The 26,791-nt window shown below is 69.4% G+C and carries 26 protein-coding genes; 10 read left to right on the plus strand and 16 right to left on the minus strand.

The window, feature by feature from the left end:
* Positions 1–189: 189 nt before the first annotated feature.
* From QWJ39_RS11195 to QWJ39_RS11220, 6 genes are all read right to left on the minus strand, one after another.
* Positions 190–522, minus strand: coding sequence for a metal-sulfur cluster assembly factor (locus QWJ39_RS11195; RefSeq protein WP_290257901.1), 333 nt, complete (start codon positions 520–522; stop codon positions 190–192).
* 13 nt (positions 523–535) lie between these two features.
* Positions 536–1,330 (minus strand): Fe-S cluster assembly ATPase SufC, encoded by a 795-nt coding sequence (sufC, locus tag QWJ39_RS11200; protein ID WP_290257902.1) that lies wholly within the window; start codon positions 1,328–1,330, stop codon positions 536–538.
* A 106-nt stretch (positions 1,331–1,436) separates the two neighbouring features.
* Positions 1,437–1,796: a non-heme iron oxygenase ferredoxin subunit gene (locus tag QWJ39_RS11205; protein ID WP_290257903.1), complete on the minus strand. Its 360-nt coding sequence runs from the start codon at positions 1,794–1,796 to the stop codon at positions 1,437–1,439.
* 36 nt (positions 1,797–1,832) lie between these two features.
* Entirely contained in the window at positions 1,833–3,119 is a 1,287-nt protein-coding gene (gene sufD, locus QWJ39_RS11210) for a Fe-S cluster assembly protein SufD (protein WP_290257904.1), read from the minus strand.
* Entirely contained in the window at positions 3,119–4,582 is a 1,464-nt protein-coding gene (gene sufB, locus QWJ39_RS11215) for a Fe-S cluster assembly protein SufB (protein WP_290257905.1), read from the minus strand. Before sufB ends, sufD begins: the two co-directional genes overlap by 1 nt.
* Positions 4,582–5,424 (minus strand): helix-turn-helix domain-containing protein, encoded by an 843-nt coding sequence (locus QWJ39_RS11220; RefSeq protein ID WP_290257906.1) that lies wholly within the window; start codon positions 5,422–5,424, stop codon positions 4,582–4,584. Before QWJ39_RS11220 ends, sufB begins: the two co-directional genes overlap by 1 nt.
* A 150-nt stretch (positions 5,425–5,574) precedes the next feature.
* On the opposite strand from QWJ39_RS11220, the gene QWJ39_RS11225 reads away from it, so the two are divergent.
* From QWJ39_RS11225 to QWJ39_RS11240, 4 genes are read left to right on the plus strand one after another with little or no spacing between them, the layout of a single operon-like run.
* A complete protein-coding gene (locus QWJ39_RS11225) occupies positions 5,575–6,543 on the plus strand; it encodes an ABC transporter ATP-binding protein (protein WP_290257907.1) in 969 nt (322 codons plus the stop codon).
* On the plus strand, positions 6,540–7,331 hold the full coding sequence (locus tag QWJ39_RS11230) for an ABC transporter permease (RefSeq protein WP_290257908.1): 792 nt from the start codon (positions 6,540–6,542) through the stop codon (positions 7,329–7,331). The genes QWJ39_RS11225 and QWJ39_RS11230 overlap by 4 nt, the downstream gene beginning before the upstream one ends.
* A 7-nt stretch (positions 7,332–7,338) precedes the next feature.
* Positions 7,339–8,283, plus strand: coding sequence for a COX15/CtaA family protein (locus QWJ39_RS11235; protein ID WP_290257909.1), 945 nt, complete (start codon positions 7,339–7,341; stop codon positions 8,281–8,283).
* A 54-nt stretch (positions 8,284–8,337) separates the two neighbouring features.
* Positions 8,338–8,976, plus strand: coding sequence for a DedA family protein (locus QWJ39_RS11240; protein WP_290257910.1), 639 nt, complete (start codon positions 8,338–8,340; stop codon positions 8,974–8,976).
* 36 nt (positions 8,977–9,012) lie between these two features.
* Here the strand turns inward: QWJ39_RS11240 and QWJ39_RS11245 are convergent, their stop codons facing one another.
* Positions 9,013–9,966 carry a heme o synthase gene (locus QWJ39_RS11245; protein WP_290257911.1) on the minus strand — a complete coding sequence of 318 codons (954 nt, stop codon included), beginning with the start codon at positions 9,964–9,966 and terminating at the stop codon, positions 9,013–9,015.
* Positions 9,967–10,493: 527 nt separating this feature from the next.
* Here QWJ39_RS11245 and tkt point away from each other — a divergent pair.
* The 6 genes from tkt to pgl all read left to right on the plus strand — a co-directional run bounded on the left by tkt (position 10,494) and on the right by pgl (position 18,771).
* A complete protein-coding gene (gene tkt / locus QWJ39_RS11250; RefSeq protein WP_290257912.1) occupies positions 10,494–12,611 on the plus strand; it encodes a transketolase in 2,118 nt (705 codons plus the stop codon).
* 62 nt (positions 12,612–12,673) lie between these two features.
* Positions 12,674–13,792 carry a transaldolase gene (gene tal, locus QWJ39_RS11255; protein WP_290257913.1) on the plus strand — a complete coding sequence of 373 codons (1,119 nt, stop codon included), beginning with the start codon at positions 12,674–12,676 and terminating at the stop codon, positions 13,790–13,792.
* A 5-nt stretch (positions 13,793–13,797) separates the two neighbouring features.
* Complete coding sequence (locus tag QWJ39_RS11260; protein ID WP_290257914.1) at positions 13,798–15,447, plus strand: glucose-6-phosphate isomerase; 1,650 nt, start codon at positions 13,798–13,800, stop codon at positions 15,445–15,447.
* A gap of 15 nt (positions 15,448–15,462) precedes the next feature.
* Complete coding sequence (zwf, locus tag QWJ39_RS11265) at positions 15,463–17,025, plus strand: glucose-6-phosphate dehydrogenase (RefSeq protein ID WP_290257915.1); 1,563 nt, start codon at positions 15,463–15,465, stop codon at positions 17,023–17,025.
* Entirely contained in the window at positions 17,022–17,963 is a 942-nt protein-coding gene (locus QWJ39_RS11270) for a glucose-6-phosphate dehydrogenase assembly protein OpcA (protein ID WP_290257916.1), read from the plus strand. The genes zwf and QWJ39_RS11270 overlap by 4 nt, the downstream gene beginning before the upstream one ends.
* Positions 17,953–18,771 carry a 6-phosphogluconolactonase gene (pgl, locus tag QWJ39_RS11275; RefSeq protein ID WP_290257917.1) on the plus strand — a complete coding sequence of 273 codons (819 nt, stop codon included), beginning with the start codon at positions 17,953–17,955 and terminating at the stop codon, positions 18,769–18,771. Before QWJ39_RS11270 ends, pgl begins: the two co-directional genes overlap by 11 nt.
* Here pgl and QWJ39_RS11280 read toward each other — a convergent pair.
* The 9 genes from QWJ39_RS11280 to rapZ form a co-directional block, all read right to left on the minus strand.
* On the minus strand, positions 18,724–19,116 hold the full coding sequence (locus QWJ39_RS11280) for an RNA polymerase-binding protein RbpA (protein ID WP_290257918.1): 393 nt from the start codon (positions 19,114–19,116) through the stop codon (positions 18,724–18,726). The two genes, pgl and QWJ39_RS11280, sit on opposite strands and share 48 nt — an antisense overlap.
* Positions 19,117–19,252: 136 nt before the next feature.
* A complete protein-coding gene (gene secG, locus QWJ39_RS11285; protein WP_290257919.1) occupies positions 19,253–19,510 on the minus strand; it encodes a preprotein translocase subunit SecG in 258 nt (85 codons plus the stop codon).
* A gap of 48 nt (positions 19,511–19,558) precedes the next feature.
* The gene (gene tpiA, locus QWJ39_RS11290) at positions 19,559–20,374 is read right to left on the minus strand and encodes a triose-phosphate isomerase (RefSeq protein WP_290257920.1); all 816 of its coding nucleotides are present in this window, start codon (positions 20,372–20,374) and stop codon (positions 19,559–19,561) included.
* 74 nt (positions 20,375–20,448) lie between these two features.
* Positions 20,449–21,675, minus strand: coding sequence for a phosphoglycerate kinase (locus QWJ39_RS11295; protein ID WP_290257921.1), 1,227 nt, complete (start codon positions 21,673–21,675; stop codon positions 20,449–20,451).
* 10 nt (positions 21,676–21,685) lie between these two features.
* Entirely contained in the window at positions 21,686–22,696 is a 1,011-nt protein-coding gene (gene gap, locus QWJ39_RS11300) for a type I glyceraldehyde-3-phosphate dehydrogenase (RefSeq protein ID WP_290257922.1), read from the minus strand.
* A 267-nt stretch (positions 22,697–22,963) separates the two neighbouring features.
* On the minus strand, positions 22,964–23,587 hold the full coding sequence (locus QWJ39_RS11305) for a superoxide dismutase (RefSeq protein WP_290257923.1): 624 nt from the start codon (positions 23,585–23,587) through the stop codon (positions 22,964–22,966).
* A 173-nt stretch (positions 23,588–23,760) separates the two neighbouring features.
* Positions 23,761–24,741, minus strand: a complete 981-nt coding sequence (gene whiA, locus QWJ39_RS11310; protein WP_290257924.1) for a DNA-binding protein WhiA — start codon at positions 24,739–24,741, stop codon at positions 23,761–23,763.
* 9 nt (positions 24,742–24,750) lie between these two features.
* Positions 24,751–25,770 (minus strand): uridine diphosphate-N-acetylglucosamine-binding protein YvcK, encoded by a 1,020-nt coding sequence (yvcK, locus tag QWJ39_RS11315; RefSeq protein WP_290257925.1) that lies wholly within the window; start codon positions 25,768–25,770, stop codon positions 24,751–24,753.
* Positions 25,770–26,690: an RNase adapter RapZ gene (gene rapZ / locus QWJ39_RS11320; RefSeq protein ID WP_290257926.1), complete on the minus strand. Its 921-nt coding sequence runs from the start codon at positions 26,688–26,690 to the stop codon at positions 25,770–25,772. The genes yvcK and rapZ overlap by 1 nt, the downstream gene beginning before the upstream one ends.
* Between the last annotated feature and the right edge of the window lie 101 nt (positions 26,691–26,791).

Genomic DNA, 26,791 nt, shown 5'->3' on the forward strand with positions numbered 1-26,791 from the left:
CCCAGGAACTCAACGGCCGCCCACGCAAAACGCTCGGCTGGGATACCCCGGCCGAGCGTCTGCGTGATTTACTACTAGCTACCTAGCCACCAGCAGTGTTGCAACGACCACTAGAAACCGCCCCTTCGCAGTGAAGGTGGGCGGCCGCCGTCGTGGTTAAGCCGTTGCCCGGAGGCGGTGGGGACGGACCTAGATGTTGAACCCGAGGGCGCGCATCTGGTCGCGGCCGTCCTCGGTGATCCGTTCCGGACCCCACGGCGGCATCCAGACCCAGTTCAGCCGCCAGTCGTCGACGATCCCGTCGAGGGCCTGGCCGACCTGCTCCTCGATCACGTCGGTGAGTGGGCACGCGGCCGTCGTCAGCGTCATGTCGATCAGCAGGGCGCCGTCGTCGTCGGAGTACTTCAGACCGTAGAGCAGGCCAAGGTCCACGATGTTAACCCCGAGTTCGGGGTCGATCACGTCCTTGAGCGCCTCCTCGACGTCCTCGAGGCCCGTGCGGGCCGTATTCGTTTCGGTCATGGCGTAGTCCTTACTAGGCCTGAGCTGCCGCGTCGGCAGCGATGGTTGCGGCTCCGGCACCCTGGACATAGCGGTCGTAGCCTTCTTCTTCGAGGCGGTCGGCCAGCTCCGGGCCGCCCTCCTCGACGACCTTGCCGTCAACGAACACGTGCACGAATTCCGGCTTGATGTAGCGCAGGATCCGGGTGTAGTGGGTGATCAGCAGGGTGCCCATGTTGCCGCCGGACTGGGCGCGGTTGACGCCCTCGGAGACGACCTTCAGGGCGTCGACGTCCAGGCCGGAGTCGGTCTCGTCGAGGATGGCGAACTTCGGCTTGAAGAGCTCGAGCTGGAGGATCTCCACCCGCTTCTTCTCACCGCCGGAGAAGCCCTCGTTGACGTTGCGCTGGGTGAAGTCGGCGTCGATGCGCAGCTGCTCCATGGCGGCCTTGACGTCCTTGGTCCAGGTGCGGAGCTTGGGAGCCTCGCCGTCGATGGCGGTCTTGGCGGTGCGCAGGAAGTTGGTCATGCTCACGCCGGGGACCTCCACCGGGTACTGCATGGCCAGGAAGAGGCCGGCGCGGGCGCGCTCGTCGACGCTCATCTCCAGGACGTCTTCGCCGTCGAGGGTGATGGAGCCGCTGGTGACGTTGTAGCGCGGGTGGCCGGCGATGGTGGAGGCCAGGGTGGACTTGCCGGAGCCGTTGGGGCCCATGATGGCGTGGATCTCGCCGGTCCGGATGGTCAGGCTGACGCCCTTCAGGATTTCCTTGGTGCCCTGCTCGGTGTCAATGCTGACGTGCAGGTCCTTGATCTCAAGAGTGGACATGTGTCGTGTTCTCCTCTGTCCGGCTGCCTCTGCGGCCGGATGGTTCTCGTCGAAAAAGTGTGGGTAGTTGCCGGGTGCGGTGCGATGGACTGCGGTGCGGCGGCGGTCAGCCGGCGTTGGGCGCCTCAGCGCCGTTGAGCACGGTGCTGACGTCAACGTAGACGTTGCCGTCAGCGATGGTGACGGCGAAGACGGGCACCGGGTCATAGGCGGGCAGCTGCAGCGGCTGGCCGGAGCGCAGGTCGAACTGGGAGCCGTGGCCCCAGCACTCGATCGCGCAACCTTCCACCTCGCCCTCGGAGAGGGAGATGTCCGCGTGCGAGCAGGTGTCCCCGATCGCGTGGATCTCCCCCATCGAGTCCTTGACCACGGCTACCGGGTAGTCGTCGATCAGGATCCGCAGGGCCTGCTTGACCTGGATGTCGCTGGCAGTGCATACCAGCTCGCCCTTGGGCTGTTCCGTCATGTGTCCGTCCTGTTCCGTGTCCGCCGCTGCCGCGCCCTAGTTGTCCGTCGCGGCGAGCTCGCGCTCGACGGCGGCCGTGAGGCGTTCCTCGATGGCGGGGACCTTGATCTGCTGGATGATCTCGTTCAGGAAGCCGCGGACCACCAGACGGCGGGCCACCTTCTCCGGAATGCCGCGGGCCATCAGGTAGAACAGGTGCTCGTCGTCGAAACGACCGGTGGCGCTGGCGTGGCCGGCGCCGGCGATCAGGCCGGTCTCGATTTCCAGGTTCGGCACGGAGTCGGCGCGGGCGCCGTCGGTGAGGACCAGGTTGCGGTTGGCCTCGTACGTGTCGGTGCCTTCGGCTTCCTTGCGGATCAGGACGTCACCCACCCAGACGGTGTGCGCGTTCTTGCCCTGCAGCGCGCCCTTGTAGAGCACGTTGGACTTGCAGTTGGCGACGGCGTGGTCGACGAAGAGCCGCTGCTCCAGGTGCTGGCCGGCGTCGGCGAAGTACAGGCCGTACATTTCGGCTTCGGCGCCGGGGGCGGTGAAGCGGGCCGACGGCGTGACGCGGACCAGGTCGCCGCCGAGGCTGACGACGATGTGCTTGAACTTGGCGTCGCGGCCGAGCTTGGCCTGCTGGGAGGAGGCGTGGACGGAGTCGTCCGACCATTCCTGCAGCGAGATGACGGTCAGTTCGGCGCCGTCCTCGACCAGGATTTCGACGTTCTCGGAGACGACGGCGCTGCCCTGGTGGTCCAGGACGACGACGGCCTTGGAGAACTTCTCCGCGGTGATGACGATGTGCTGCGCGGCTGGGGCGTCGCCCTGGCCGGTGAGCACGAGGGTGATCTCGCCCTCGGCCTGGACCTCGGCCGGGATGGTGACGGCGGTCGCGCCGGCGAAGTTCTCCCAGGCGTTGGCGGAGACCCGGTCCTCCGGGATCGCGGCGGAGCCGATGCGGGCATCGCCGCGGTCCACGGACTCAACCCGGACGCTGTCAGGTGCGGTCACGGTAACGGCCGGGGCCGCGCCGTTCAGGACCTCGGTGTGCAGGCCGCGGAGGCGCTTGAGCGGGGTGAACCGCCAGTCCTCCTCCATGCCGGTCAGCGGCTTGAAGTCCGCCAGGGCGTAGGAGGTCAGGCGGCCGGCGCGCGAGCTGTCCGGGACGCCGACGCCGCCGCCGTGCGAGTGGGCCTTGACGGCGTCCCCGCCCAGCGGCGCCTTGGAATCGACGGTGTTCAGCGGGGAGAGGTTTTCGCCCTCCTCGGTGAAGCCGTCGATCAGCGGCTGGGTCGAGGGCGCGCCGATGCGGGCCTTTTCAGTAGTGATGTCAGTCATTAACCGACCGATCCTTCCATCTGCAGTTCAATCAGGCGGTTCAGCTCCAGCGCGTACTCCATGGGAAGCTCACGGGCGATCGGCTCGATGAAGCCGCGCACGATCATGGCCATGGCCTCGTCCTCGCGCATGCCGCGGGACATCAGGTAGAAGAGCTGCTCTTCGCTGACGCGGGAGACGGTCGCCTCGTGCCCCATCACGACGTCGTCCTCGCGGATGTCGATGTAGGGGTAGGTGTCGGAGCGGCTGATGGTGTCCACCAGCAGGGCGTCACAGCGCACGGTGTTGGCCGAGTGCTTGGCGCCCTCGCGGACCTGGACCAGGCCGCGGTAGGCGGCACGGCCGCCGCCGCGGGCCACGGACTTGGAGATGATCGAGCTCTTGGTGTTCGGCGCGATGTGGACCATCTTGGAGCCGGTGTCCTGGTGCTGGCCCTCGCCGGCGAACGCGATCGAGAGGGTCTCGCCCTTGGCGCCCTCGCCGACCAGGTAGACGGCCGGGTACTTCATGGTGACCTTGGAGCCGATGTTGCCGTCGACCCACTCCATGGTGGCGCCCTCTTCGCAGATGGCGCGCTTGGTGACCAGGTTGTACACGTTGTTGGACCAGTTCTGGATGGTCGTGTAGCGGACGCGGGCGCCCTTCTTCACGACGATCTCGACGACGGCCGAGTGCAGCGAGTCCGAGGTGTAGATCGGCGCGGTGCAGCCTTCGATGTAGTGGACGTAGGAGTCCTCGTCGGCGATGATCAGGGTCCGCTCGAACTGGCCCATGTTCTCGGTGTTGATCCGGAAGTAGGCCTGCAGCGGGATGTCCACGTGGACGCCCTTGGGCACGTACACGAAGGAACCGCCGGACCAGACGGCCGTGTTCAGCGAGGCGAACTTGTTGTCGCCCACCGGGATGATGGTGCCGAAGTACTCCTGGAAGATCTCCGGGTGCTCGCGCAGGGCGGTGTCGGTGTCCAGGAAGATGACGCCCTGAGCCTCGAGGTCCTCGCGGATCTGGTGGTAGACCACCTCGGACTCGTACTGGGCGGCGACGCCGGAGACCAGGCGGCTGCGCTCGGCTTCCGGGATGCCCAGCTTCTCGTAGGTGTTCCGGATGTCCTCGGGCAGGTCTTCCCAGCTCGCGGCCTGCTTCTCGGTGGACCGCACGAAGTACTTGATGTTGTCGAAGTCGATGCCGGAGAGGTCCGCGCCCCAGGTGGGCATGGGCTTGCGGTCGAAGTACTTCAGGCCCTTGAGGCGAAGGTCGAGCATCCATTCGGGCTCGTTCTTCTTGGCCGAGATATCGCGGACGACCTCCTCATCGATGCCACGGCGGGCGTTGGCGCCGACGTCGTTCTTGTCGGCCCAGCCGTACTCGTAGGTGCCAATTCCGTGCAGCTCGGGGTTCTTTTCCAGAATCTCCGAGATCACAGTGGATTCAGCAACCTTCTTCTCTGATAGTTGGTCCGTCATCACGGCCTTTCTTGCAGATGGTTGGATACTTCGTCCGGGTTGCCCGGAGCGTCGGGACCGGTGGTCCCGACGGCGGCCGGACGGCCCGTAGGTATGTGGGTGGTGCAGACGTGGCCGCCGCGCGCCAGGGTGGAGAGCCGGCGGACGTCGACGCCGACCAGCCGGGAGAACACCTCGGTCTCCACGTCGCAGAACACGGGGAACTGGGCGGCGAGCTGCTGGATCGGGCAGTGGCCCTGGCACAGCTGCACGCTGGAGAGCGCAGCCGGCAGGGGCGCCTTGGCCTCGATCGTCTGGGCGGAGGCGACAAAACCGTCCCGGCTCAGGGCGTCGGAGAGCGCCTGGGCGCGGGCGGTGATGTCGCTGCCCGCGGCCTCGATCGCGGGGGCGTAGCGTCGCTCCATTGCCTCGAAGCGTTCGACGGCGAACTCCCGGACGGCGTCATCCCCGGCGGCCGCGCCGAGGCGGCGCAGGGCGGACGCGGCGATGTCCAGGTAGTCGTTGCCGAGGCTGGACTGGCCCTGGGAGCTCAGCACGTAGCGACGGGCGGGACGGCCGGCTCCGGCGCCCGCGCGCGCGACGCGCTTGACTTCGATGACACCGCGGCGGGACAGGTGGTCCAGGTGCCGGCGGACGGCGGCCGGGGTGAAGCCCAGCAGTTCGCCGAGCTCGGCGGCGCTGATCGGGCCGTGTTCCAGCACCGCGCTGAGCACGCGGTCCCGGGTGCGCTCCTCGGCGTCCGCGGCGGTGACCGGCGGCGCTGGAGTCTCCCGCGCCCCGATGGCCGGGCGCGCCTGATCCGCGCGCGCTGGGGGCGCGGCGGAAGCAGTCACAGAACTCATGGAATACACAACACAATCATGTCGTAATTTAGTCCGGCGTTCCAGTAAGGCATGGCTTCCCCGGCGGAGGCCGGCGCCGGGGAACATCCCCACCCGGGCCCCCGGCCCGCTCCCAGCTTGGCGCCCTACTACATCCCGTAGAATGTTCCGGTGCGATCTCCCGAATCCCCCGCCCTGGCCATTCAGGGTCTCATCAAGGATGTTGGCCCCGTCCCCAGCCTGGACGGCAAGATGCTGCGGGTGGTCAGCGACGTGTCCCTGGTGGCCGAGCGCGGCCAGGTGACGGCCCTGCTGGGCGCTAACGGCGCGGGCAAGACCACCACCATCGAGTGCGCCCAGGGGATGCAGAAGCGCACCGGGGGCAGCATCAGCCTGCTGGGACAGGACCCGGACACCGCGGGCGCCGAGCTGCGCTCCCGGGTAGGGGTGATGCTGCAGGACGGCGGCCTCCCGCCGTCGGCCCGTCCCATCCCCCTGCTCCACCACATCGCCGGCATGTACAAGGATCCGTGGCCGGTTGAGGACCTGGTGGCCCGGCTGGGCATCGAAAGTTTCAGCCGTACCGGCGTGCGGCGCCTCTCCGGCGGGCAGAAGCAGCGGCTGGCCCTCGCCGCCGCCCTGGCCGGCCGGCCCGAGGTCCTGTTCCTCGACGAGCCCAGCGCGGGCCTGGACCCCCAGTCCCGCCAGCTGGTTTTCGACCTGATCGGCGAACTCCGCGACAGCGGCATGGCCATCATCCTCACCACCCACCTGATGGATGATGCGCAGCGGCTGGCCGACTACGTCTACATCATCGACAACGGCCGCAACGTCGCCGAGGGCACTGTCGCCCAGCTGCTGCGCCACGAACTGACCCCCGACGCCCCCGGCGGCAACGTCCGCACCCTGCTCTTCGAGGCCGAGCCCGGCTTGGACCTGACCGGCGTGCTGCCCGCCGCCGTCGACGTCCGCGAGACCCGGGCCGGCAGCTACAGCGTCTCCGGTGCCCTGACCCCGGCCGACCTTGCCGCGGTCACCGCCTGGTGGGCAGCCCGCGGCATCATGCCGGCCTCGATGAGCCTGGCCGCCCGCAGCCTGGAGGACGTGTTCCTCGACATCTCCGGAAGGGAGACCCGATGAGCTCCGCCCCCGCACCGCAGGCCGCCGCCGCGCCCGCCCCGCTGGGCAGCGAACCCGCGCCGCTGGTCCGCCGCATCCTGCTCCAGGGCCGCTACGAGACGGTCACCATGCTGCGCAACGGCGAACAGCTGATCCTGGCCGTCATCCTGCCGCTGATGGCCCTGATCGGCCTGGCCGTCACTCCCCTGCTGGACGGCCTCGGCCACAGCCGGGTCAACATCGCCGTGCCCGGCATCCTGGCCCTGTGCGCCATGTCGACGGCGTTCACCGGGCAGGGCATCGCCACCGGCTTCGACCGCCGGTACGGGGTGCTCCGCTTCCTCTCCAGCACACCCCTGGGCCGCACCGGCCTGATCGTCGGCAAGATCCTGGCCGTCCTGGCCGTGCTGGTGGTCCAGGTACTGGTGGTCACCGCCGTCGCCCTGCCGATGGGCTGGCGTCCCGAAGCCGCCGGACTGCTGCCCGCCCTGCTTCTGCTGGTCCTGGGCGCCGCCGCGTTCACCTCGCTGGGCCTGCTGGTGGCCGGAACGGTGCGGCCGGAGGCCACGCTGGCCATCACCAACCTGCTCTGGATCCTCCTCGGCGCACTCGGCGGCATCGTCCTGCCCGCCGAACGGCTCCCCGCCCTGGCCCAGGCGGTGGTGCACTTCCTGCCCTCCGGCGCGCTGGGCCAGGCGCTGCGCGACGCGCTCCTGACCGGCACCGTCAATGGTTTTGCCGTCCTTATCCTGCTGCTGTGGACGGCCCTCGCCGGCGCCGCGGCGGCCCGTTGGTTCAAGTGGAATTGAGAATGATGTGAGCACGGTATCCCGCCCCGCCCGGATCCTGTCCCGGATGTCCTCCCGGCTGCCCACCACCGTCAACCCGGCGATCCGCCGGCTGGCGCTGCTGTCGCTGATCGGCCAGACCGTCCTGGTCGTCACCGGCGGCGCCGTCCGCCTCACCGCCTCCGGCCTCGGCTGCCCCACCTGGCCGCGCTGCACCAGCGACTCCCTGGTCAACACCCCGGAGATGGGAATCCACGGCTTCATCGAGTTCGGCAACCGGCTCCTGACCTTCGCCCTCGCCGCCGTGGCCGTCGCCATGCTGGTCTACCTGTGGAACCTCCGCAAGGAGCGCCGCGACCTGTTCCTGCTGGCCCTGGGCCTGCTGGCCAGCATCCCCGCGCAGGCCATCATCGGCGGCATCACCGTCCTGACCCGCCTGAACCCCTGGGTGGTGGGCCTGCACTTCCTGGTCTCGATGGCCCTGGTGGTCCTCGCGACCCTGCTGGTCAACCGCGCCTACGGCCGGACCGGCCGGGCCCGCAACCGCACCCTCCCGGCCCTGCCGGGCGCCGCGCGGCCGGTGCTGACCGCCGCCGCCCTGTTCTCCGCCGTCGCCGTCTGCCTCGGCGTCGTGGTGACCGGTGCCGGACCGCACGCCGGCGACGCCGACGCCCCGCGCAACAACCTCGACTGGGACTTCGTCTCCCACATCCACGCCGTCCCGGCCTACCTGGTCACCGCCGGCGCCCTGTTTGGCGTCTACCTGGTGCTCCACGGCCGGATCACCGGACCGTTCCGGACCGCCGCGTTCCTGCTCCTGGGCGTCACGGTCCTGCAGGCGGTCATCGGCTTCACGCAGTACTACAACGGCATCCCCGCGCTCCTGGTGGCCGCGCACACGCTTGGCGCCGCCCTGCTGATGGCCGCCTCCACCAACGCCGCGGACCTGGCTCACAGCAGCCCCCGGGCCTGACCCGGTAACCTGACCCTGTAACCGCCGGAATCACGGCGGAGGAGGGCAGGGAATGTGGGCGCGGTTGTCGAGGGAATCCTGAACATCAGCCCGGCACTGGCCTTCACCATCGTGGCGTGCCTGGTCTTTGCCGAGGACGCCATCTTCGTGGGCTTCGTCATCCCGGGTGAGACCGCGGCGGTCCTCGGCGGCGTCATCTCCAGCCGCGGCGAGGTTCCGCTCTGGGGCATGGCCGCCGTCGTGGTCGCCGCCGCGATCGCCGGGGACACCGTGGGCTACGAGATCGGGAAGCACGTGGGACCGCGGCTGCTGGACATCCGGATCATGAAGCGGCGCCGCCGCGGCCTGGCCAAAGCCCAGGCGTTCCTGCGCCGGCGCGGCGGCTCGGCGGTGTTCCTGGGCCGGTTCGTGGCCTTCTTCCGCGCCGTGATGCCCGCGCTGGCCGGGGCCTCGCGGATGCACTACCCCCGGTTCCTGGCCTTCAACGCCGCCGGCGGCCTGGTCTGGGGCACCGGATTCGTGCTGCTGGGCTTCTTCGCGGGCAATTCCTACGACGCCGTCGCCAAGGCTGCCGGGCAGGACATCACCGCAGTCATCGTGGTGCTGGGCATTGTCGGCCTGGTCGTCTGGCACCTGCGGCGCTCCCGCAGGGCACGCCGGGAACCGGAACCGGCAGCCTCCGAAGAGGCCTAGCGGAGGTCTCCCAGCCGGGTGTTCTTCCTGGGAGTCCTAACCGACGAGCGCGGAACCCACGAACGGGTCAACGGCGAGGGCGATGAAGAGTAGGGTCAGGTAGCTGATGGAGCCGTGGAAGACCTTCATGGCGCCCTTGTTGGACACGTCCCCGCCCTGGGCGCGGGCGTAGAGGGCGTGCGACTCGTAGAGGAACCAGGCGCCCGCGGCGACGGCGGTGATGGTGTAGACCCAGCCGGCGCCGCCGACCGGGATCAGGAGCAGCGAGCAGGCCACCATGGCCCAGGCGTAGAGCACCACCTGGACGGAGACCACCCGGGCGCCGGCGATCGCACCGAGCATCGGGACGTTGGCGTTGCGGTAGTCCTCGCCGTAGCGCATGGACAGCGGCCAGTAGTGCGGCGGGGTCCAGAGGAAGATCACCATGAACAGCACGACGGCGGGCCACTGAACGGTGTTCGTCACCGCGGCCCAGGCGATCAGCACGGGGAAGCAGCCGGCGGCCCCGCCCCAGACGATGTTCTGCGCGGTCCGGCGCTTGAGGATCATGGTGTAGATCACCACGTAGAAGACGATGGCGCCCAGGCCCAGCCAGGCGGAGAGCGGGTTCGCGCCGAACCAGAGGATCACGATCGCGGCGGCACCCAGCAGCCACGAGAAGACCAGCGCCTCGCGGGGCGTCACCTCGCCGGTGACCAGCGGGCGGTTCTCGGTCCGGTGCATCAGCTTGTCGATGTCCCGGTCGATGTAGCAGTTGAAGGACCCTGCGCTGCCGGCGGCGAAGGCGCCGCCCACCAGGGTTGCGAGGATCAGGCCCAGCGACGGGAAGCCGCGCTCGGCGTAAATCATGGTGGGGAGGGTGCTGACCAGCAGGAGCTCGATGACCCGCGGTTTCGTGAGTGCCAGGTAGGCCTTGGCCTTGCGGCGGAAGCCGATCCGGGCCTGGGGGACGCTCAACGGCGTTTCTGTTGTGCTCACGGTGGCAGTCACTCTGTTCTGTCTGCTGTTCTGTCTGCTGGATCAGTCGGCCAGGCCCGCAGGGTCGCGGACCTAAGGAAAAGCCACGGACCGGACGGCGGCCGACGGTGCCCGGGCGGGGCTCGGTTCCCGCCGGGAACCGCGCGGCGCGCAGGCCGAATAGCGCCCCTTCCGGAGCCTCCGACCATCATACCGTGGCGGCGCGCCGGTCCCCGACCCGGCGGCCGTGGCCCCCGCTCCGGCCGGTCGGGAAGCGGCTCGAATTCAGCTACGCGGGAAACCCGTCCAAATCCCGACACATACGCCTCAGGGCCGCCGGAATGGGACTAAGCTGGCTGACAGATCGGCTCGCGCGGGCATACCGCCCCGGCGGCATTCCACGCCCCTGCGCTTGCGACTGAGTGATAGATCAACGTTTCGATGGTGAACGGCTGGTACACCCACGCGGGCACCTCGTGTGCCCCGGCGGACGCCTCTCGAGGCCATGCCCCGTACCTCCGGCCGTCAGCACAGAGAGGGGCCCGGTTTACGTGCCACATTTGGAAGAGCAAGAACTGTCATGGACCAGCCTGGACCAGAAGGCCGTGGATACCATCCGGGTCCTGGCCGCGGACGCGGTGGAGAAGGTCGGTAACGGCCACCCGGGCACGGCCATGAGCCTGGCCCCGGCCGCGTACCTGCTCTTCCAGAAGCTGATGCGGCACGACCCGTCGGATCCGCAGTGGCTGGGCCGCGACCGGTTCATCCTCTCCCCCGGGCACACCTCCCTCACGCTGTACATCCAGCTCTTCCTCTCCGGCTACGGTTTGGAACTGAAGGACCTTGAGGCGCTGCGCACCTGGGGTTCGCTGACCCCGGGCCACCCGGAGTACAAGCACACCAAGGGCGTGGAGATCACCACCGGCCCGCTGGGCCAGGGCCTGGCCTCCGCCGTCGGGTTCGCCTACTCCCAGCGCCGCATGCGCGGCCTGTTCGACGCCGAGGCTCCCGCCGGCGAGAGCCCCTTCGACCACACCGTCTGGGTCATCGCCTCCGACGGCGACCTCCAGGAAGGCGTGACCTCCGAGGCGTCCTCGCTGGCCGGACACCAGGAACTGGGCAACCTCGTAGTGATCTACGACGAGAACCACATCTCCATCGAGGACGACACGGACGTGGCGTTCACCGAGAATGTCCTGGCCCGCTACGAGGCGTACGGCTGGCACACCCAGCGCGTCGACTGGACCCGCACCGGTGAGTACAAGGAGGACGTGGCCGAACTCCACGCCGCCCTCCTCGCGGCCAAGGCCGAGACGAACAAGCCCTCCATCATCTCGTTGCGCACCATCATCGGCTGGCCCGCACCGAAGAAGCAGAACACCGGCAAGATCCACGGCTCCGCCCTCGGCGCCGACGAGGTCGCCGGCCTGAAGCAGTTCCTGGGCTTTGACCCGGAGAAGTCCTTCCAGGTCGACGAGGAGGTCCTGGCCCACACCCGCGCCGTGGCCGACCGCGGCGCCGCGGAGCGCAAGACCTGGCAGGAAGGCTTCGACGCCTGGCAGGCCGCCTACCCGGAGTCCGCCGCCCTGCTGCAGCGCGTCGAGTCCCACACGCTGCCCGAGGACTTCGACGCCGCCCTGCCGGTGTTCGAGGCCGGCAAGGACGTCTCCACCCGTGCCGCGTCCGGCAAGGTGCTGAACGCGATCGGCCCGGTCATGCCCGAACTCTGGGGCGGCTCCGCCGACCTCGCCGAGTCGAACAACACCACGATCGAGGGTTCGCCCTCCTTCATCCCCGCGTCCCGGCAGACCGAGGCGTGGAAGGGCAACCCCTACGGCCGCGTCCTGCACTTCGGCATCCGCGAACACGCCGCCGCGTCGATCGTGAACGGCATCACACTCGCCGGGCCCACCCGGGCGTTCTCCGGCACGTTCCTGATCTTCTCCGACTACCAGCGCCCCGCGATCCGGCTCGGCGCCCTGATGGGCGTGCCGTCGCTGTATGTCTGGACGCACGACTCGATCGGCCTCGGCGAGGACGGCCCTACCCACCAGCCGGTGGAGCAGCTGGCGTCCCTGCGCGCCATCCCGGGCCTGGACGTCGTCCGCCCCGGCGACGCCAACGAGGTCTCAGCGGCGTGGCAGGCGATGCTGACCAACCACGCCAACCCGGCCGGCATCGTGCTAACCCGGCAGAACATCCCCACCTGGGACCGTGGCACCGGTGAGGCCGAGGGCGACACCTTCGCCTCCACCGCCGGGGTCGCCAAGGGCGGCTACGTCCTGGCCGAAGCGTCCAAGGACGGCGCCACCGCCGAGGCGAAGGTCATCCTGATCGGCACCGGCTCCGAGGTCCAGCTGGCCGTCGCGGCCCGCGAGGCGCTGCAGGCCGAGGGCATCCCCACCCGCGTGGTCTCGATGCCCTGCGTCGAGTGGTTCGAACGCCAGGACGCCTCCTACCGTGAAGCCGTGCTGCCCGCCGCCGTCAAGGCCCGCGTCTCCGTCGAGGCCGGCCTGGCCCTGACCTGGCGGAACTACGTCGGCGACGCCGGCCGGTCCGTCAGCCTGGAGCACTTCGGTGCCTCGGCCGACTACAAGCGCCTCTTCCAGGAGTTCGGGATCACCGCCGAAGCCGTCACCGCCGCCGCCAAGGAATCCCTGGCCGGCCTCACGGCCTAACACTCTTCATCCCCTGGGCCGCCGCCCACCGGCGGCGGCCCCAGATTTTTCAGGAGTAACCCATGAACACCACCCCCACGCAGCAACTCTCCGACGCCGGCGTCTCCATCTGGCTGGACGACCTCTCCCGCGGCCGCCTCACCACGGGCACCCTGCGCAAGCTCATCGAAGAGAAGAACGTCGTTGGCGTCACCACCAACCCCAGCATCTTCCAGGCCGCCATCACCTCCGGCCACGACTACGACGAAATCATCAAGGAGAAGGCCGCCGCCGGCGCGAACGTCGAGGACACGATCTTCTCGATCACCACCTCCGACGTCGCCGACGCCTGCGATCTCTTCGCCCCCGTCGCCGCGGCCACCCACGGCGTCGACGGCCGCGTCTCGATCGAGGTGGACCCGCGCCTGGCCTGGGACACCCAGGGCACCATCACCGAGGCCAAGGAACTCTACGAGCGGGTCAACAAGGACAACGTCCTGATCAAGATCCCTGCCACCCTCGAGGGCCTCGAGGCCATCACCGCCACGCTCGCGGCCGGCATCAGCGTCAACGTCACCCTGATCTTCTCCCTCGAACGCTACCGCGCCGTGATCAACGCCTTCCAGAGCGGCCTCGAGCAGGCCAAGGAGAACGGCCACGACCTCTCGAAGATCCACTCCGTGGCGTCCTTCTTCGTCTCCCGCGTCGACTCCGAGATCGACAAGCGACTCGACGCGATCGGCACGGACGAGGCCAAGGCACTCAAGGGCAAGGCCGGCCTGGCCAACGCCCGCCTGGCCTACCAGGTCTACCAGGAACTGTTCTCCACCGAACGCTGGGAACTCCTCGCCGACGCCGGGGCCCGCCCGCAGCGTCCACTCTGGGCCTCCACCGGTGTGAAGGACCCCGCCTACCCGGACACCCTGTACGTCACCGAACTGGTGGCCCCCGGCGTCGTGAACACCATGCCGGAGAAGACCCTGGACGCGACCTTCGACCACGCCGCCGTCACCGGCGACACCGTCACCCGCGGCTACGACGACGCCAACGCCACCCTCAACGCCCTCGATGAGCTGGGGATCTCCTACAACGAGGTCGTCGCCCAGCTCGAGTCCGAGGGCCTGGAGAAGTTTGTGGCAAGCTGGAAGGAACTGCTGGCCGACGTCGAGGGCGCCCTCGCCGCTGCACGGAAGGACGCCTAGTCCCCATGACCACTCTCAGCTACGACGCCGCGGGAGCAGCCCGCTCGGCCCACGAACAGCACCTGCCCGCCCTGCTGGAGGACCGGGTCGCCACCCGGATCTTCGCCAAGGACCCCACGCTCTGGGGCGCCGACGCCGAGTCCGAGGCCTCGGTCCGGCTCGGCTGGGTGGAGGCCGCCACGGTCTCCCAGCCGCTGGTCCAGGACATCCTGGCCCTTCGTGACGAGCTCCACGCCGACGGGGTGACGCGCATCGTCCTCTGCGGCATGGGCGGTTCCTCGCTGGCCCCCGAGGTCATCGCGGGCACCGCCGGCGTCGAGCTGACGGTCCTGGACAGCACCGACCCCGAACAGGTCTCCGCCGCCCTCGCGGACCGCCTGGCCGAGACCGCAATCGTGGTCTCCTCCAAGTCCGGCTCCACGCTGGAGACCGACTCGCAACGCCGGGTGTTCGAGCACGCCTTCACCGAGGCCGGCCTGGACGCCAAGAGCCGCATCATCATCGTCACGGATCCCGGCTCGCCGCTGGACAAGTCCGCCCGCGAGGCCGGCTACCGTGCCGTGTTCAACGCCGACCCCAACGTCGGCGGCCGCTACTCCGCACTGACCGCGTTCGGCCTCGTCCCCTCGGGCCTGGCCGGCGTCGACATCCAGGCGTTCCTGGACGAGGCCGAGGAGACCGCGGAGATCCTCAACGAGGACAGCGAGGACAACATCGGGCTGGCCCTCGGCGCCGCCCTGGGCGGCACCAGCCCGCTGCGGAACAAGATTGTCATCGCCGAGGACGGCTCCGGGATCAAGGGTTTCGCCGACTGGGCCGAGCAGCTGATCGCCGAATCCACCGGCAAGCTGGGCACCGGCGTGCTGCCCGTCGTCGCCGGCCCCCACGCCCCGGAGGTCACCTCCGGCGCCGCCGACGTGCTCGTCGTCCGGCTCGTGGCGGCCGACGCCGACGTCGAACTCTCCGGCGACCAGGCGGCCATCGCCGGCGGCCTCGCCGCCCAGATGATGACCTGGGAATTCGCCACCGCCGTCGCCGGACGGCTGCTGGGCATCAACCCGTTCGACCAGCCCGACGTGGAGGCCGCCAAAGTGGCCGCCCGCGGCCTGCTGGACGCCCAGCCCGAACCCACGCCCGCCAACTTCACCGACGGCGCCATCGAGGTCCGCGGCGGCGACTGGCTGGGCGGGGCCGGGACGGCCGCCGAGGCCGTCACCGCGCTGCTAGGCCAGCTCGGTTCGGACGGCTACCTCAGCGTCCAGGCCTACTTCGACCGGCTCAGCTACGCGCCGCTGGAGGGCGTCCGCGACGAGCTCGCCGCGGCCACCGGCCGGCCGGTGACCTTCGGCTGGGGCCCGCGCTTCCTGCACTCCACCGGGCAGTTCCACAAGGGCGGCCCCGCGATCGGCGTGTTCCTGCAGGTCACCGCGGCCTCCGCGACGGACCTGTCCATCCCGGACCGGCCGTTCAGCTTCGGCGAACTCATCTCCGCGCAGGCCGCAGGCGACGCCCAGGTGCTCTCCGAGCACGGCCGTCCCGTCCTGCGGCTGCACCTGACCGACCGGGCCGCCGGCGTCGCCCAGCTGCAGCAGCTGGTCCGCTCGCTGCCCGGCGCGGCAGGCACCGGCCACTCCCCCTCGTCCCCCGAAAGCTAAGGCACCAGACCAACCATGCCATCCACGCACAACGGCGGTCAGAAGGCCGCGGGCCGGGGGCGCAATCCGCTCCGCGACCCGCGGGACCGCCGACTTAACCGCATCGCCGGCCCCTCATCCCTGGTGCTCTTCGGCGTCACCGGTGACCTGGCCCGCAAGAAACTCATGCCGGCCGTGTACGACCTGGCCAACCGCGGACTGCTGCCGCCCAGCTTCGCCCTGGTGGGCTTCGCGCGGCGGCAGTGGGAGGACGAGGACTTCGCCGCCGAGGTGAAGGAGTCGGTCAAGAGCTACGCCCGAACCCCGTTCGACGAGACCGTCTGGGAGCAGCTGTCCGAGGGCATCCGCTTCGTCCAGGGCGAATTCGACGACGACGAGGCGTTCGAACGGCTGAGCGAGACGATCAACGAGCTCGACGAACGGCGCGGCACCCAGGGCAACCACGCCTTCTACCTCTCGATCCCGCCGAAGGCCTTCGAGCTGGTCTGCCGGCAGCTGTCCAAGCACGGCCTGGCCCAGGCCGAGGGCGACAAGTGGCGCCGCGTGGTGATCGAGAAGCCCTTCGGCCACGACCTGGAGTCCGCCCGGCAGCTCAACGACATCGTCGAGTCCGTTTTCCCGCCGGACGCCGTCTTCCGCATCGACCACTACCTCGGCAAGGAAACGGTCCAGAACATCCTGGCGCTGCGCTTCGCCAACCAGCTGTTCGAGCCGCTCTGGAACGCCAACTACGTCGACCACGTGCAGATCACCATGGCCGAGGACATCGGCACCGGCGGCCGCGCGGGCTACTATGACGGCGTGGGCGCGGCCCGCGACGTCATCCAGAACCACCTGCTGCAGCTGCTGGCGCTGACGGCCATGGAGGAACCCATTTCCTTCAATGCCGACGACCTGCGCGCGGAGAAGGAAAAGGTCCTCGCCGCCGTCCGGCTGCCAGAGGACCTGTCCGCCCACTCGGCGCGCGGCCAGTTCGCCGGCGGCTGGCAGGGTGGCGAGGAGGTGCTCGGCTACCTGGAGGAAGAGGGCATCCCCAAGGACTCCAACACCGAGACCTTCGCCGCCATCCGGGTGGACATCAACACCCGCCGCTGGTCCGGGGTGCCGTTCTACCTGCGCGCCGGCAAGCGCTTGGGCCGCCGGGTGACCGAAATCGCCGTCGTCTTCAAACGCGCCCCCAACCTGCTGTTCCGCGACCACGGCGAGGACACCTTCGGGCAGAACGCCGTCGTCATCCGCGTCCAGCCGGACGAGGGCGCGACCATCCGCTTCGGGTCCAAGGTTCCCGGCACGCAGATGGAAGTCCGCGACGTGACCATGGACTTCGGCTACGGCCACTCGTTCACCGAGTCCAGCCCGGAGGCCTACGAGCGTCTGATCCTGGACGTGCTCCTGGGTGAGCCGCCGCTCTTCCCGCGGCACCAGGAGGTGGAGCTGTCCTGGAAGATCCTCGACCCGTTCGAGGAACACTGGGCCGCGAAGAAGGAACAACCGGAGCCGTACGCGCCCGGCAGCTGGGGCCCCGCCTCCGCCGATGAACTGCTTGCCCGCGACGGGCGGACCTGGAGAAGGCCATGATCGTCAATCTTCCCGATACCACCACGTCCAAGATCTCCAAGGAGATCATGTCGCTGCGCGAACGCGGCGGGGTGATCGCCCTGGGCCGAGTGCTGACCCTGGTGGTGGTCACCAAGTCCGGCCTGGAGGAGGAAGCCATCCAGGCGGCCAACGAGGCCAGCCGGGAGCACCCCTGCCGGATCATCGTCCTCGCCGACGCCGGGGCCTCCGCCCCCACCCGGCTGGACGCCCAGATCCGGGTGGGCGGCGACGCCGGTGCCTCCGAGGTGATCGTGCTGCGCGGCTACGGCGAACTGGCCGAGGAGAGCGAGTCCCTGGTGGCCGCGCTCCTGCTGCCGGACGCTCCGATCGTGGCCTGGTGGCCGCACGGTGCCCCGCGCAACGCCTGCGAGACCTCCATCGGACGGATCGCGCACCGCCGCATCACGGACTCGGCCAACGAGCCTGACCCGTATGCGGCGCTCGAGAACATCCGCAGCACCTACAAGGCCGGCGACACGGACCTGGCCTGGACCCGCCTGACCAACTGGCGGATCCAGCTGGCCGCCGTGCTGGACCAGGTGGATGCCTCCCCGGTGACCGCCGTCGCCGTCGAGGGCGCCTCCGACTCCCCCAGCACGCTGCTGCTCGCGGCCTGGCTCACACTGGCACTCGACGCACCCGTGACGATCGTCGCCGACCCGGCAGGCACCGGCATCCGCCGGGTGCGGCTCTGCCGGACCGGCGGGGACGTGCAGTTGTTCCGGCCGGGCCTGGACGTGGCCGAGCTGAGCCAGCCGGGACAGCCTGTGCAGCGGATCTCGTTGCCGCGGCGCAGCCTCAAGGACTGCCTGGCCGAGGAACTCCGGCGCCTGGACCCGGACGAGGTCTTCGGCGAAGTGATTACCATTGGACTGCCGCGTACCAACCTAAGGAGTGTCCGTCCCAGTGAGCGTTGAGCCCAGAGTTAGCATCCACCCCGACTCCAAGGTCCTGATGGCGGCGATCGCCGCCCGGCTGATCACCAAGCTGGTGGACATCCAGGACAAGCACGGCCAGGCCACGGTGGTCCTGACCGGCGGCACCATGGGCATCGGATCGCTCAAGGCCGTGGCCGAATCCCCCGCGGTCCGCGCGGTGGACTGGTCCAAGGTCAACTTCTGGTGGGGCGACGAGCGCTTCGTCGGCCGCGACGACGCCGACCGGAACGCCCGCCAGGCGCAGGAGGCCCTGCTCGCGCACATCGACGTCGACCCCGCCCGGGTGCACGTTCCTGGCTCCTCGGACGAATTCGACACCCCGGAGGAGGCGGCCGCGGACTACGCGCGCCGGCTGGCCGAGGCCGCCACCGCGGAACACGCGGCGGACACGTCCGATGACCGTCCGGAGGAGCCGGGCACGCTCCCGCGGCTGGACATCGTTCTCCTCGGCGTCGGCCCCGACGCCCACGTGGCCTCGCTGTTCCCCGAGCAGGCGGGCATCCGGGAAAAGCAGCTGACGGTGGTGGGGGTCCGCAACTCTCCCAAGCCGCCGCCGCTGCGCGTCTCGCTGACGATGCCGACAATCAATACCGCCGACGAGGTGTGGATGGTGGTGGCCGGTGACGACAAGGCGGGCGCCGTGGGCCTGGCCCTGGCCGGCGCCAACCCCGTGCAGGTCCCGGCGGCGGGGCCGCGCGGCCGGCTGGAGACGCTCTGGCTGATCGACGAGGAAGCGGCCTCACGCGTCCCGGAGCAGTTGGTCCGCAAGAGCGCGTCGGGCGCGTAGTTTTTCCAGCGCTCCGGCCAGGACGTCTTCGGCGTCCTGGCTGGAGCGCCGCTCTTTAACGTATTCGAGGTGGGTCTTGTAGCTGTCCCCCGGCTCGTCCTCGAGGGCGAAGCGGGCCTCGTCCCGCGTGGCCGGGCAACCGCAGCGGCGGCAGTCCCAAACCCCCGGGATCTGGTCCTCGGGCAGCCGGGCGAAGACGACGGATGTCTCGTGGCCCTTGGCGCAGCGGAAACACACGCTGACCCGGGGCGGGGTGGCGCCGCCGTCGAACGGCTCGTGGCGGGCGGACGCGCCGGCGACCGCGCCGACGCGGATACCCCTGAAACCTGTCGCAGAATGCAGCATCGGGAACTCCTGGCTACTGTCATGGTCCGTTGGCGGTTGCCAGCGACAGTGTAAGCAGGAAGTTCCCGATGCGGTCAGGGCCGGAGGGCCCGTATGAAATTGTCTGCACCGGCCCGTGAGGGGCCCGCGGTCAGCGCTAGGAGTCTGCGCCGGTGCTGAAGCGCATCAGCAGGCCGAGGGCGATGATGACCACGCCCCAGGTGACGCCGAGGACGATCGTGAAACGGTTCAGGTTCCGCTCGGCCACGCCGGAGGAGCTGAGCCCGGAGCTCATGCCGCCGCCGAACATGTCGGACAGACCGCCGCCGCGACCCTTGTGCAGCAGGATGAGCAGGGTCAGCAGGAGGCTGGTGATACCCAGCAGCACCTGCAGGATGACATGAAGAACGTCCACGACGGCCTTTCGAAAGAGGGGATTGCGGGAACCGGTGCCTGCGGCGGACTACTCCGCCGTGAGGTGGCTCTCGAACCTGACAATATTAGCAAACTCGGCCGCGTCCAGGCTGGCGCCGCCTACCAGCAGCCCGTCCACGTCGCGTTCCTTCAGGATAGCGGCAGCGTTGTTGGCCTTCACGGAACCGCCGTAGAGCAGGCGCGTCTTCGCGGCCACGGAACCGTCAAAGAGCTTTTCGAGCTCGGCGCGGATCGCGGCGCACATTTCCTGCGCGTCCTCCGGTCCGGCGACCTCGCCGGTGCCGATGGCCCAGACGGGCTCGTAGGCCACGACCAGTTCGGCGGCCTGCTCGGCGGTGAGGCCCTCGACGCCGGCGCGGAGCTGGGCGAGGGTGTGCTCGACGTGGGTTCCGGCCTGGCGGACCTCGAGGCCCTCGCCGACGCACAGCACCGGGGTGAGGCCGTGGCTGAAGGCGGCCTTGGTCTTGGCGTTGAGGACCTCGTCGGTCTCCTGGTGGATGGTGCGGCGTTCGCTGTGGCCGACGAGGACGTAGCTGCAGCCCAGCTTGGCGAGGAACGCGCCGGAGATGTCGCCGGTGTAGGCGCCGGAGTCGAACTGGCTCAGGTCCTGGCCGCCGTAGGCCACCTGCAGGTCGTCGCCCTGGACCAGGGTCTGGACGCCGCGGAGGTCGGTGAACGGCGGGAAGACGGCCACCTCCACGCGGTTGTAGTCGTGCTTGGCGTCCGAGAGCGTCCAGGCGAGCTTCTGCAGCAGGGTGATGCCCTGGACATGGTCCATGTTCATCTTCCAGTTGCCCGCGATGAAGGGTTTCCGGTCGAACTTGCCGTTGGTTGACGTGGTCACGAGGTCTCCAAAAGTCGTTGCGGTGAAAAAGGGGCCGGCCGGGCACCGGTGGGCGCCCGGCCGGCCGGAAGGGTCTAGCGGTCCAGCACGCTCAGGCCGGGGAGGTCCTTGCCTTCGAGGTACTCGAGGCTGGCGCCGCCGCCGGTGGAGATGTGCCCGAACTGGTCGTCGGCGAAGCCGAGGGTCCGGACCGCGGCGGCGGAGTCGCCGCCGCCCACCACGGTGAAGGCACCGGTCTTCGTCAGCGCCTCGGCGACGGCACGGGTGCCGCCGGCGAAGGCCGGGAATTCGAAGACGCCCATGGGGCCGTTCCAGAACACGGTCTTCGCCTCGGCGATCTTCGCGGCAAAGGCTGCAGCGGAGTCGGGGCCGATGTCCAGGCCGATGCCGGAGGTGCCGAAGCGGCTCTCCTCGATCGCGTCCGCCTGCACGGTCTCGTGCTCGGCGTCGGCGGCGAACTTGGCGGCCACGACGACGTCGGTGGGGATGACGAAGGTGGTGCCGGCGTCGGCCGCGCGCTTCAGGTAGTCCTGGACGACGGGGATCTGGTCCACTTCGAGCAGGCTGCCGGCGACCTTGTGGCCCGCAGCCGCGAGGAAGGTGAACAGCATGCCGCCACCCACCAGGATGGTGTCGGCCTTGCCGATGAGGTTCTCGATCACGGCGAGCTTGTCCGAGACCTTGGAACCGCCGAGCACCACCACGTAGGGCCGCTGGGTGTCCGTGGTGAGCTTCCGCAGCACCTCGACCTCGGTCCGGACCAGGTCGCCCTGGTAGGACGGCAGGCGGGTGGCGACGTCGTAGACGCTGGCGTGCTTGCGGTGCACGGCGCCGAAGGCGTCGTCCACGAAGGCGCCGTTGCCGCCGGTGAGGGCGACCAGCTCGTCCGCGAAGGCGCCGCGGTCGGCGTCGTCCTTGGAGGTCTCCCGCGCGTCAAAACGCACGTTCTCGAGCACCAGAGCCGCACCGTCGGACAGCGCGGAGGCGGCCGCCGTGGCGGACTCCCCCACGGTGTCGTCGGCGAGGGTGACCGGGAAGGAGGCGAGCTCGGCCAGGCGCGCGACGGCGGGCTTGAGCGAGTACTTCTCCTCCGGGGCGCCCTTGGGGCGGCCCAGGTGCGCCGTGACCAGCACGCGCGCACCGGCGTCGGTGAGCTTCGTGAGGACCGGCAGGGAGGCCTTGATCCGGCCGTCATCAGTCACTGTAGAGCCGTCGAGCGGCACGTTCAGGTCACTTCGGACCAGAACGTACCGCCCGCGGACACCTTCAGCGATCAGTTCGTCGAGGGTGTGGAATGTCATGGCTCTTACCCTAGCCCAGCTTGGATGCGACGAGCTCCGTGAGGTCGACGAGGCGGTTGGAGTAGCCCCATTCGTTGTCGTACCAGGACACAACCTTGACCTGGTTGCCGATGACCTTGGTCAGACCGGAGTCGAAGATCGACGAGGCCGGGTCACCGACGATGTCGGAGGAGACGATCGGCTCGTCGGTGTAGGTCAGCAGGCCCTTGAGTTCCGGGGTCTCGGAGGCGGCCTTGAGGGCGGCGTTGACTTCCTCGACGGTGGTCTCGCGGGAGACGGTGACGGTCAGGTCGGTGGCGGAGCCGGTGGGGACGGGAACGCGGATGGCGTAGCCGTCCAGCTTGCCCTTGAGCTCCGGGAGGACCAGGCCGATGGCCTTGGCGGCACCGGTGGAGGTGGGGACCATGTTGATGGCCGCGGCGCGGGCGCGGCGGAGGTCCTTGTGCGGGCCGTCCTGCAGGTTCTGGTCGGCGGTGTAGGCGTGCACGGTGGTCATCAGGCCACGCTCGATGCCGAACGCGTCGTTGACGACCTTGGCCAGCGGGCCGAGGCAGTTGGTGGTGCAGGAGGCGTTGGAGATGATGTGGTGCGCATCGTTGTCGTACAGGCCGTCGTTGACGCCCATGACGATGGTGATGTCCTCGTCCGAGGCGGGTGCGGAGATCAGGACCTTCTTGGCGCCGGCGTCGATGTGCTTCTTGGCATCGGCAGCCTTGGTGAAGAAACCGGTGGATTCGATCACGATGTCCACGCCGAGCTCGCCCCAGGGCAGGTTCGCGGGATCGCGCTCGGCCAAGACCTTGATGGTCTTGCCGTCGACGACGATGTTGCCGTCCTTGACCTCGATCGACTCGGCCAGGCGGCCGCCGACGGAGTCGTACTTGAAGAGGTGGGCCAGGGCTTCCGGGCTGGTGAGGTCGTTGACGGCAACGATCTCGAGGTCGGCGCCCTGTGCGAGGGCGGCGCGGAAGTAGTTGCGGCCAATGCGGCCGAAGCCGTTGATACCAATACGTGTCGTCACGTTTTCAGTCTCCTTGGTGCTCTCTCAAGCACGATTAGTTGAGTAGGCGTTCAAGCCAACTAACAGATCCCGCACGCCATTGGGCAGAGATGATTACCAGATCGGAGGGCGACCAGCCACGTTGCTGAAGGCTAACCGCCTTCCGTGATCCATCTTACGTTTAAGGTGGCCCGCCCCTGCAACAAAAGGGGCGGGCCTTCCGTGATTCGGCCCCTTGCGCAACAAAATGTGAGGTTTGTTACACGCGGGTTTCCGCCGGAGGTCCGGCTAGAGGGTGATGAGGCCGGTCGCGTTGCTGCGGGCGGCGTCGAAACGCTTGGCGACGTCGGCCCAGTTCACGATGTTCCAGAACGCCTTGACGTAGTCGGCCTTGACGTTGACGTAGTCCAGGTAGAAGGCGTGCTCCCACATGTCCAGCATCAGCAGCGGGGTGGTGCCGAGAGCCACGTTGCCCTGCTGATCGTAGAGCTGCTCGATGACCAGGTTGCCGCCGATCGGCTCGTAGGCCAGGAAGCCCCAGCCGGAGCCCTGCAGGCCCAGCGCCGCGGCGCTGAACTGGGCGCGGAAGGCGTCGAAGGAACCGAACGCGTCATCGATCGCGGCGGCCAGCTCGCCCTCGGGCTTGTCGCCGCCGTCCGGGGAGAGGTTCTTCCAGAAGACGGAGTGGTTGATGTGGCCGCCGGTGTGGAACGCGAGGTCCTTGGAGAGGCGGTTGATGTTGGCGAAGTCGCCCTTTTCGCGGGCCTCGGCCAGCTGTGCCAGCGCGGTGTTGGCGCCGGCGACGTAGGTGGCGTGGTGCTTGCTGTGGTGCAGCTCCATGATTTTCGCGGAGATGTGGGGCTCCAGCGCGGCGTAGTCATAGTCGAGTTCTGGCAGTACGTACTCGGTCACAAAATCCTCCAATGTCGTGGACCCGACGGTCCGGTTTTGCTAACTCTCGGATTGTGCCTCCGGATGCTTGGACATCCGGAAGATTGTGGGTGGACCCGGTGGGCATAGCCTCCGCTGCCGGCGAGGTATTCCCGTGCCCTGGATCCGATTCTGTCGCTGATCCCCGGGTGCCGCTACTCGTCCAGCATCTCGGGGGTCACATTGGCCTCGGTGCCCGGGACGCCGAGGTCCTGGGCGCGCTTGTCCGCCATGGCCAGGAGGCGGCGGATGCGGCCCGCGATCGCGTCCTTGGTCATCACCGGGTCGGCCAGGCGGCCCAGCTCGTCCAGGCTGGCCTGCTTGTGCGCCACGCGGAGTTCGCCGGCGTACTTCAGGTGGTCCGGGACGTCGTCGCCGAGGATTTCCAGGGCACGGTCCACGCGGGCGCCGGCGGCGACGGCGGCCTGGGCGGAGCGGCGCAGGTTGGCGTCGTCGAAGTTGGCCAGGCGGTTGGCGGTGGCGCGGACCTCCTTGCGCATCCGGCGCTCCTCCCAGACCATGAGCGCGTCGTGCGCGCCCATCCGGGTCAGCAGCGCGGCGATGGTGTCGCCGTCGCGGATCACCACGCGGTCCACTCCCCTGACCTCGCGGGCCTTGGCCTGGATGCCGAGCCGGCGGGCGGCGCCGACCAGGGCCAGCGCCGATTCGGGGCCGGGGCAGGTGACCTCGAGCGCGGAGGACCGGCCCGGTTCGGTCAGTGAGCCGTGGGCCAGGAACGCGCCGCGCCAGACGGCCTCCGCGTCGGCGGCCGAGCCGTTGACGACGACGGAGGGAAGGCCGCGGACGGGCCGGCCGCGGGCGTCGAGCAGGCCGGTCTGGCGGGCCAGCGCCTCGCCGTCGCGCACCACGCGGACCACGTAACGGCTGCCGCGGCGCAGGCCGCCGCCGGAGACGACGATGATCTCGCTCTGGTGGCCGTAGACCTCGGCGATCGCGGCGCGGAGCCGGCGGGCGGTGGACGCCAGATCCACCTCCGCCTCGATCACGATCCGGCCGGAGATGATGTGCAGGCCGCCCGCGAAGCGCAGCATGGCGGAGACCTCGGCCTTGCGGACCGAGGATTTCTTGATGTCCAGCCGGGAAAGTTCTTCCTTGACCGATGCTGTCAGTGCCATGGCACCTTCCTACCTGTTTCCAAAAATGTCGTGGTACGCCGTCGCCAGGCGCAGCGGATCATGCACGGGCCGGCGGCTCGACGCCCTAACCTTACCCAAGACCACCTCGGCCCCGAGCATCGCGGCGGCCCGTTCGAAGTCGGCGACATCCGGCACGGAGGCGGGGTCGGCGAGGACGACGTCGACGGTGAAGTCGGGAGCGTAGTCCCGGAGCACCCGGAGGTGGTCCGCGGCGGACATGCCGGCGGTTTCCTTGGTGTTGGTTGCCAGGTTCATGGTCAGGCAGCGCCGGGCCTCGGTGTTGCAGAGCGCGCTGCGCATCTCCGGCAGCAGCAGGTGCGGCAGCACGGAGGTGTACCAGGACCCGGGGCCGAGGACCACCCAGTCCGCGAGTTCGATCGCGGTGAGCGCCTCGACGCAGGCGGGGGCCGCCTCCGGCAGCAGCTTCACGGCCTCGAGGGTGCCGGCGACGGCGCAGCGGGCCTGGCCGCGGATGGTTTCCAGGACGGGGGTGCCGTCCGGTCCGGGGACCAGGGCCTGGCCCTCGATGGTCAGCGGGGTGGTGGACATCGGCAGCACCTGGCCGCGGGCGCCGAGCAGGGCGCCGGCCCACTGCAGCCCGGCCACCGTGTCGCCGAGAAGTTCCCAGAGGGTCACGATCAGCAGGTTGCCCATCGCGTGTTCGTCGAGCGAGCCGCCCGTGCCGCGGCCGGGCTTGAAGCGGTGCTGCATGACATCGCGCCAGGTCCGGCCCCAGTCGGTGTCGTCGCACAGGGCGGAGAGGGCCATCCGCAGGTCGCCGGGGGGCAGCACGCCGTACTCCTCGCGCAGCCGCCCGGAGGAGCCGCCGTCGTCCGCGACCGTGACGATCGCGGTAAGTTCGGAGGTCAGCAGGCGCAGCGCGGAGAGCGAGGCGGCGAGCCCGTGGCCGCCGCCGAGCGCAACGACGGAGGGGCCCTTGTCCTGCTGGCCGGCGGAGGCGGCGCTGGCGGCCGGGACCAGGGGCAGGGGGCCGGTGAGGAGCGCCATTATTCGCGGCCCAGATCCCGGTGGGTCGTGGTGACCGTGACCCGGGGGTACTGGGCCAGCCGACGGGAGAGTTCGACGGCAACGGCGACGGAGCGGTGCTTGCCGCCGGTGCAGCCGACGGCGATCGTGGCGTAGTGCTTGTTCTCGCGCCGGTAGCCGTCCAGGACCGGTTCGAGGGCCAGCACGTAGCGTTCCACGAAGTTGCTGACGCCCTCGGCCTCCAGCACGTAGTCGCTGACGTCCTTGTCCAGCCCGGTGTGCGGGCGCAGCTGCGGGACCCAGTGCGGGTTGGGGATGAAGCGGGCGTCGGCGACGAAGTTCGCGTCCACCGGCAGGCCATACTTGAAGCCGAAGCTCATGACGTTCAGGCGGAGCGCCACGGGTCCGGTCTCGCTGAAGAGTTCGGTGATGGCGGTGGCGAGGCCGTGGACGTTCAGCGGGGAGGTGTCCAGGACGATGTCGGAGGACTCGCGCAGCTCGCGGAGCAGTTCCCGTTCGGCGGAGATGCCGTCGAGGATCCGGCCGCCGCCCTGCAGCGGGTGCGGCCTGCGGCCCTGCTCGAAGCGGCGGACCAGGACGTCGTCGCTGGCGTCGAGGAACAGCACCCGGAAGGTCACGCCGCTGGCCTCGAGGTTGCGCAGCGCGGCGCGGATGTCCGCGAACAGGTCCTTGCTGCGGACGTCCACCACGACGGCGAGCTTGGAGATGGAGCCCGGGGCGTGCGAGACCAGCTCCGCGAGGGTGCCCAGCATCTGCGGCGGGAGGTTTTCCACCACGTACCAGCCATGGTCCTCGAGCGCGTCGGAGGCGGTGCTGCGCCCGGCGCCGGACATGCCGGTGACCACCAGCAGCTCCCCCTCGACGGGTTTCACCGGGGTCAGGTCGTCCTCTGCTCCGGTTCCCGCAGGTGACTCTGTCATCGGTCGTGCCCCATCTCTGCTGTCTGCTCTGCCGTCGGCACGGCGCGCGGGGCAAGTGCTGCCGGCCGCGCGTCGTGCATCAGCCTCTAACCCTAGCCAAA

The organism is Arthrobacter sp. YD4 (assembly GCF_030410515.1).
Taxonomy (GTDB): Bacteria; Actinomycetota; Actinomycetes; order Actinomycetales; family Micrococcaceae; genus Arthrobacter.

Bases quoted from the DNA above. Each gene is read 5' to 3' on its own strand.
- tal (WP_290257913.1), top strand. From the start codon at position 12,674: ATGAACACCACCCCCACGCAGCAACTCTCCGACGCCGGCGTCTCCATC.
- QWJ39_RS11270 (WP_290257916.1), top strand. From the start codon at position 17,022: ATGATCGTCAATCTTCCCGATACCACCACGTCCAAGATCTCCAAGGAG.
- yvcK (WP_290257925.1), bottom strand. From the start codon at position 25,770: ATGGCGCTCCTCACCGGCCCCCTGCCCCTGGTCCCGGCCGCCAGCGCC.
- QWJ39_RS11205 (WP_290257903.1), bottom strand. From the start codon at position 1,796: ATGACGGAACAGCCCAAGGGCGAGCTGGTATGCACTGCCAGCGACATC.
- QWJ39_RS11230 (WP_290257908.1), top strand. From the start codon at position 6,540: ATGAGCTCCGCCCCCGCACCGCAGGCCGCCGCCGCGCCCGCCCCGCTG.
- sufB (WP_290257905.1), bottom strand. From the start codon at position 4,582: ATGACGGACCAACTATCAGAGAAGAAGGTTGCTGAATCCACTGTGATC.
- zwf (WP_290257915.1), top strand. From the start codon at position 15,463: ATGCCATCCACGCACAACGGCGGTCAGAAGGCCGCGGGCCGGGGGCGC.
- whiA (WP_290257924.1), bottom strand. From the start codon at position 24,741: ATGGCACTGACAGCATCGGTCAAGGAAGAACTTTCCCGGCTGGACATC.
- rapZ (WP_290257926.1), bottom strand. From the start codon at position 26,690: ATGACAGAGTCACCTGCGGGAACCGGAGCAGAGGACGACCTGACCCCG.
- QWJ39_RS11220 (WP_290257906.1), bottom strand. From the start codon at position 5,424: ATGAGTTCTGTGACTGCTTCCGCCGCGCCCCCAGCGCGCGCGGATCAG.
- QWJ39_RS11280 (WP_290257918.1), bottom strand. From the start codon at position 19,116: ATGCTGCATTCTGCGACAGGTTTCAGGGGTATCCGCGTCGGCGCGGTC.
- sufC (WP_290257902.1), bottom strand. From the start codon at position 1,330: ATGTCCACTCTTGAGATCAAGGACCTGCACGTCAGCATTGACACCGAG.
- QWJ39_RS11260 (WP_290257914.1), top strand. From the start codon at position 13,798: ATGACCACTCTCAGCTACGACGCCGCGGGAGCAGCCCGCTCGGCCCAC.
- QWJ39_RS11195 (WP_290257901.1), bottom strand. From the start codon at position 522: ATGACCGAAACGAATACGGCCCGCACGGGCCTCGAGGACGTCGAGGAG.
- QWJ39_RS11295 (WP_290257921.1), bottom strand. From the start codon at position 21,675: ATGACATTCCACACCCTCGACGAACTGATCGCTGAAGGTGTCCGCGGG.
- sufD (WP_290257904.1), bottom strand. From the start codon at position 3,119: ATGACTGACATCACTACTGAAAAGGCCCGCATCGGCGCGCCCTCGACC.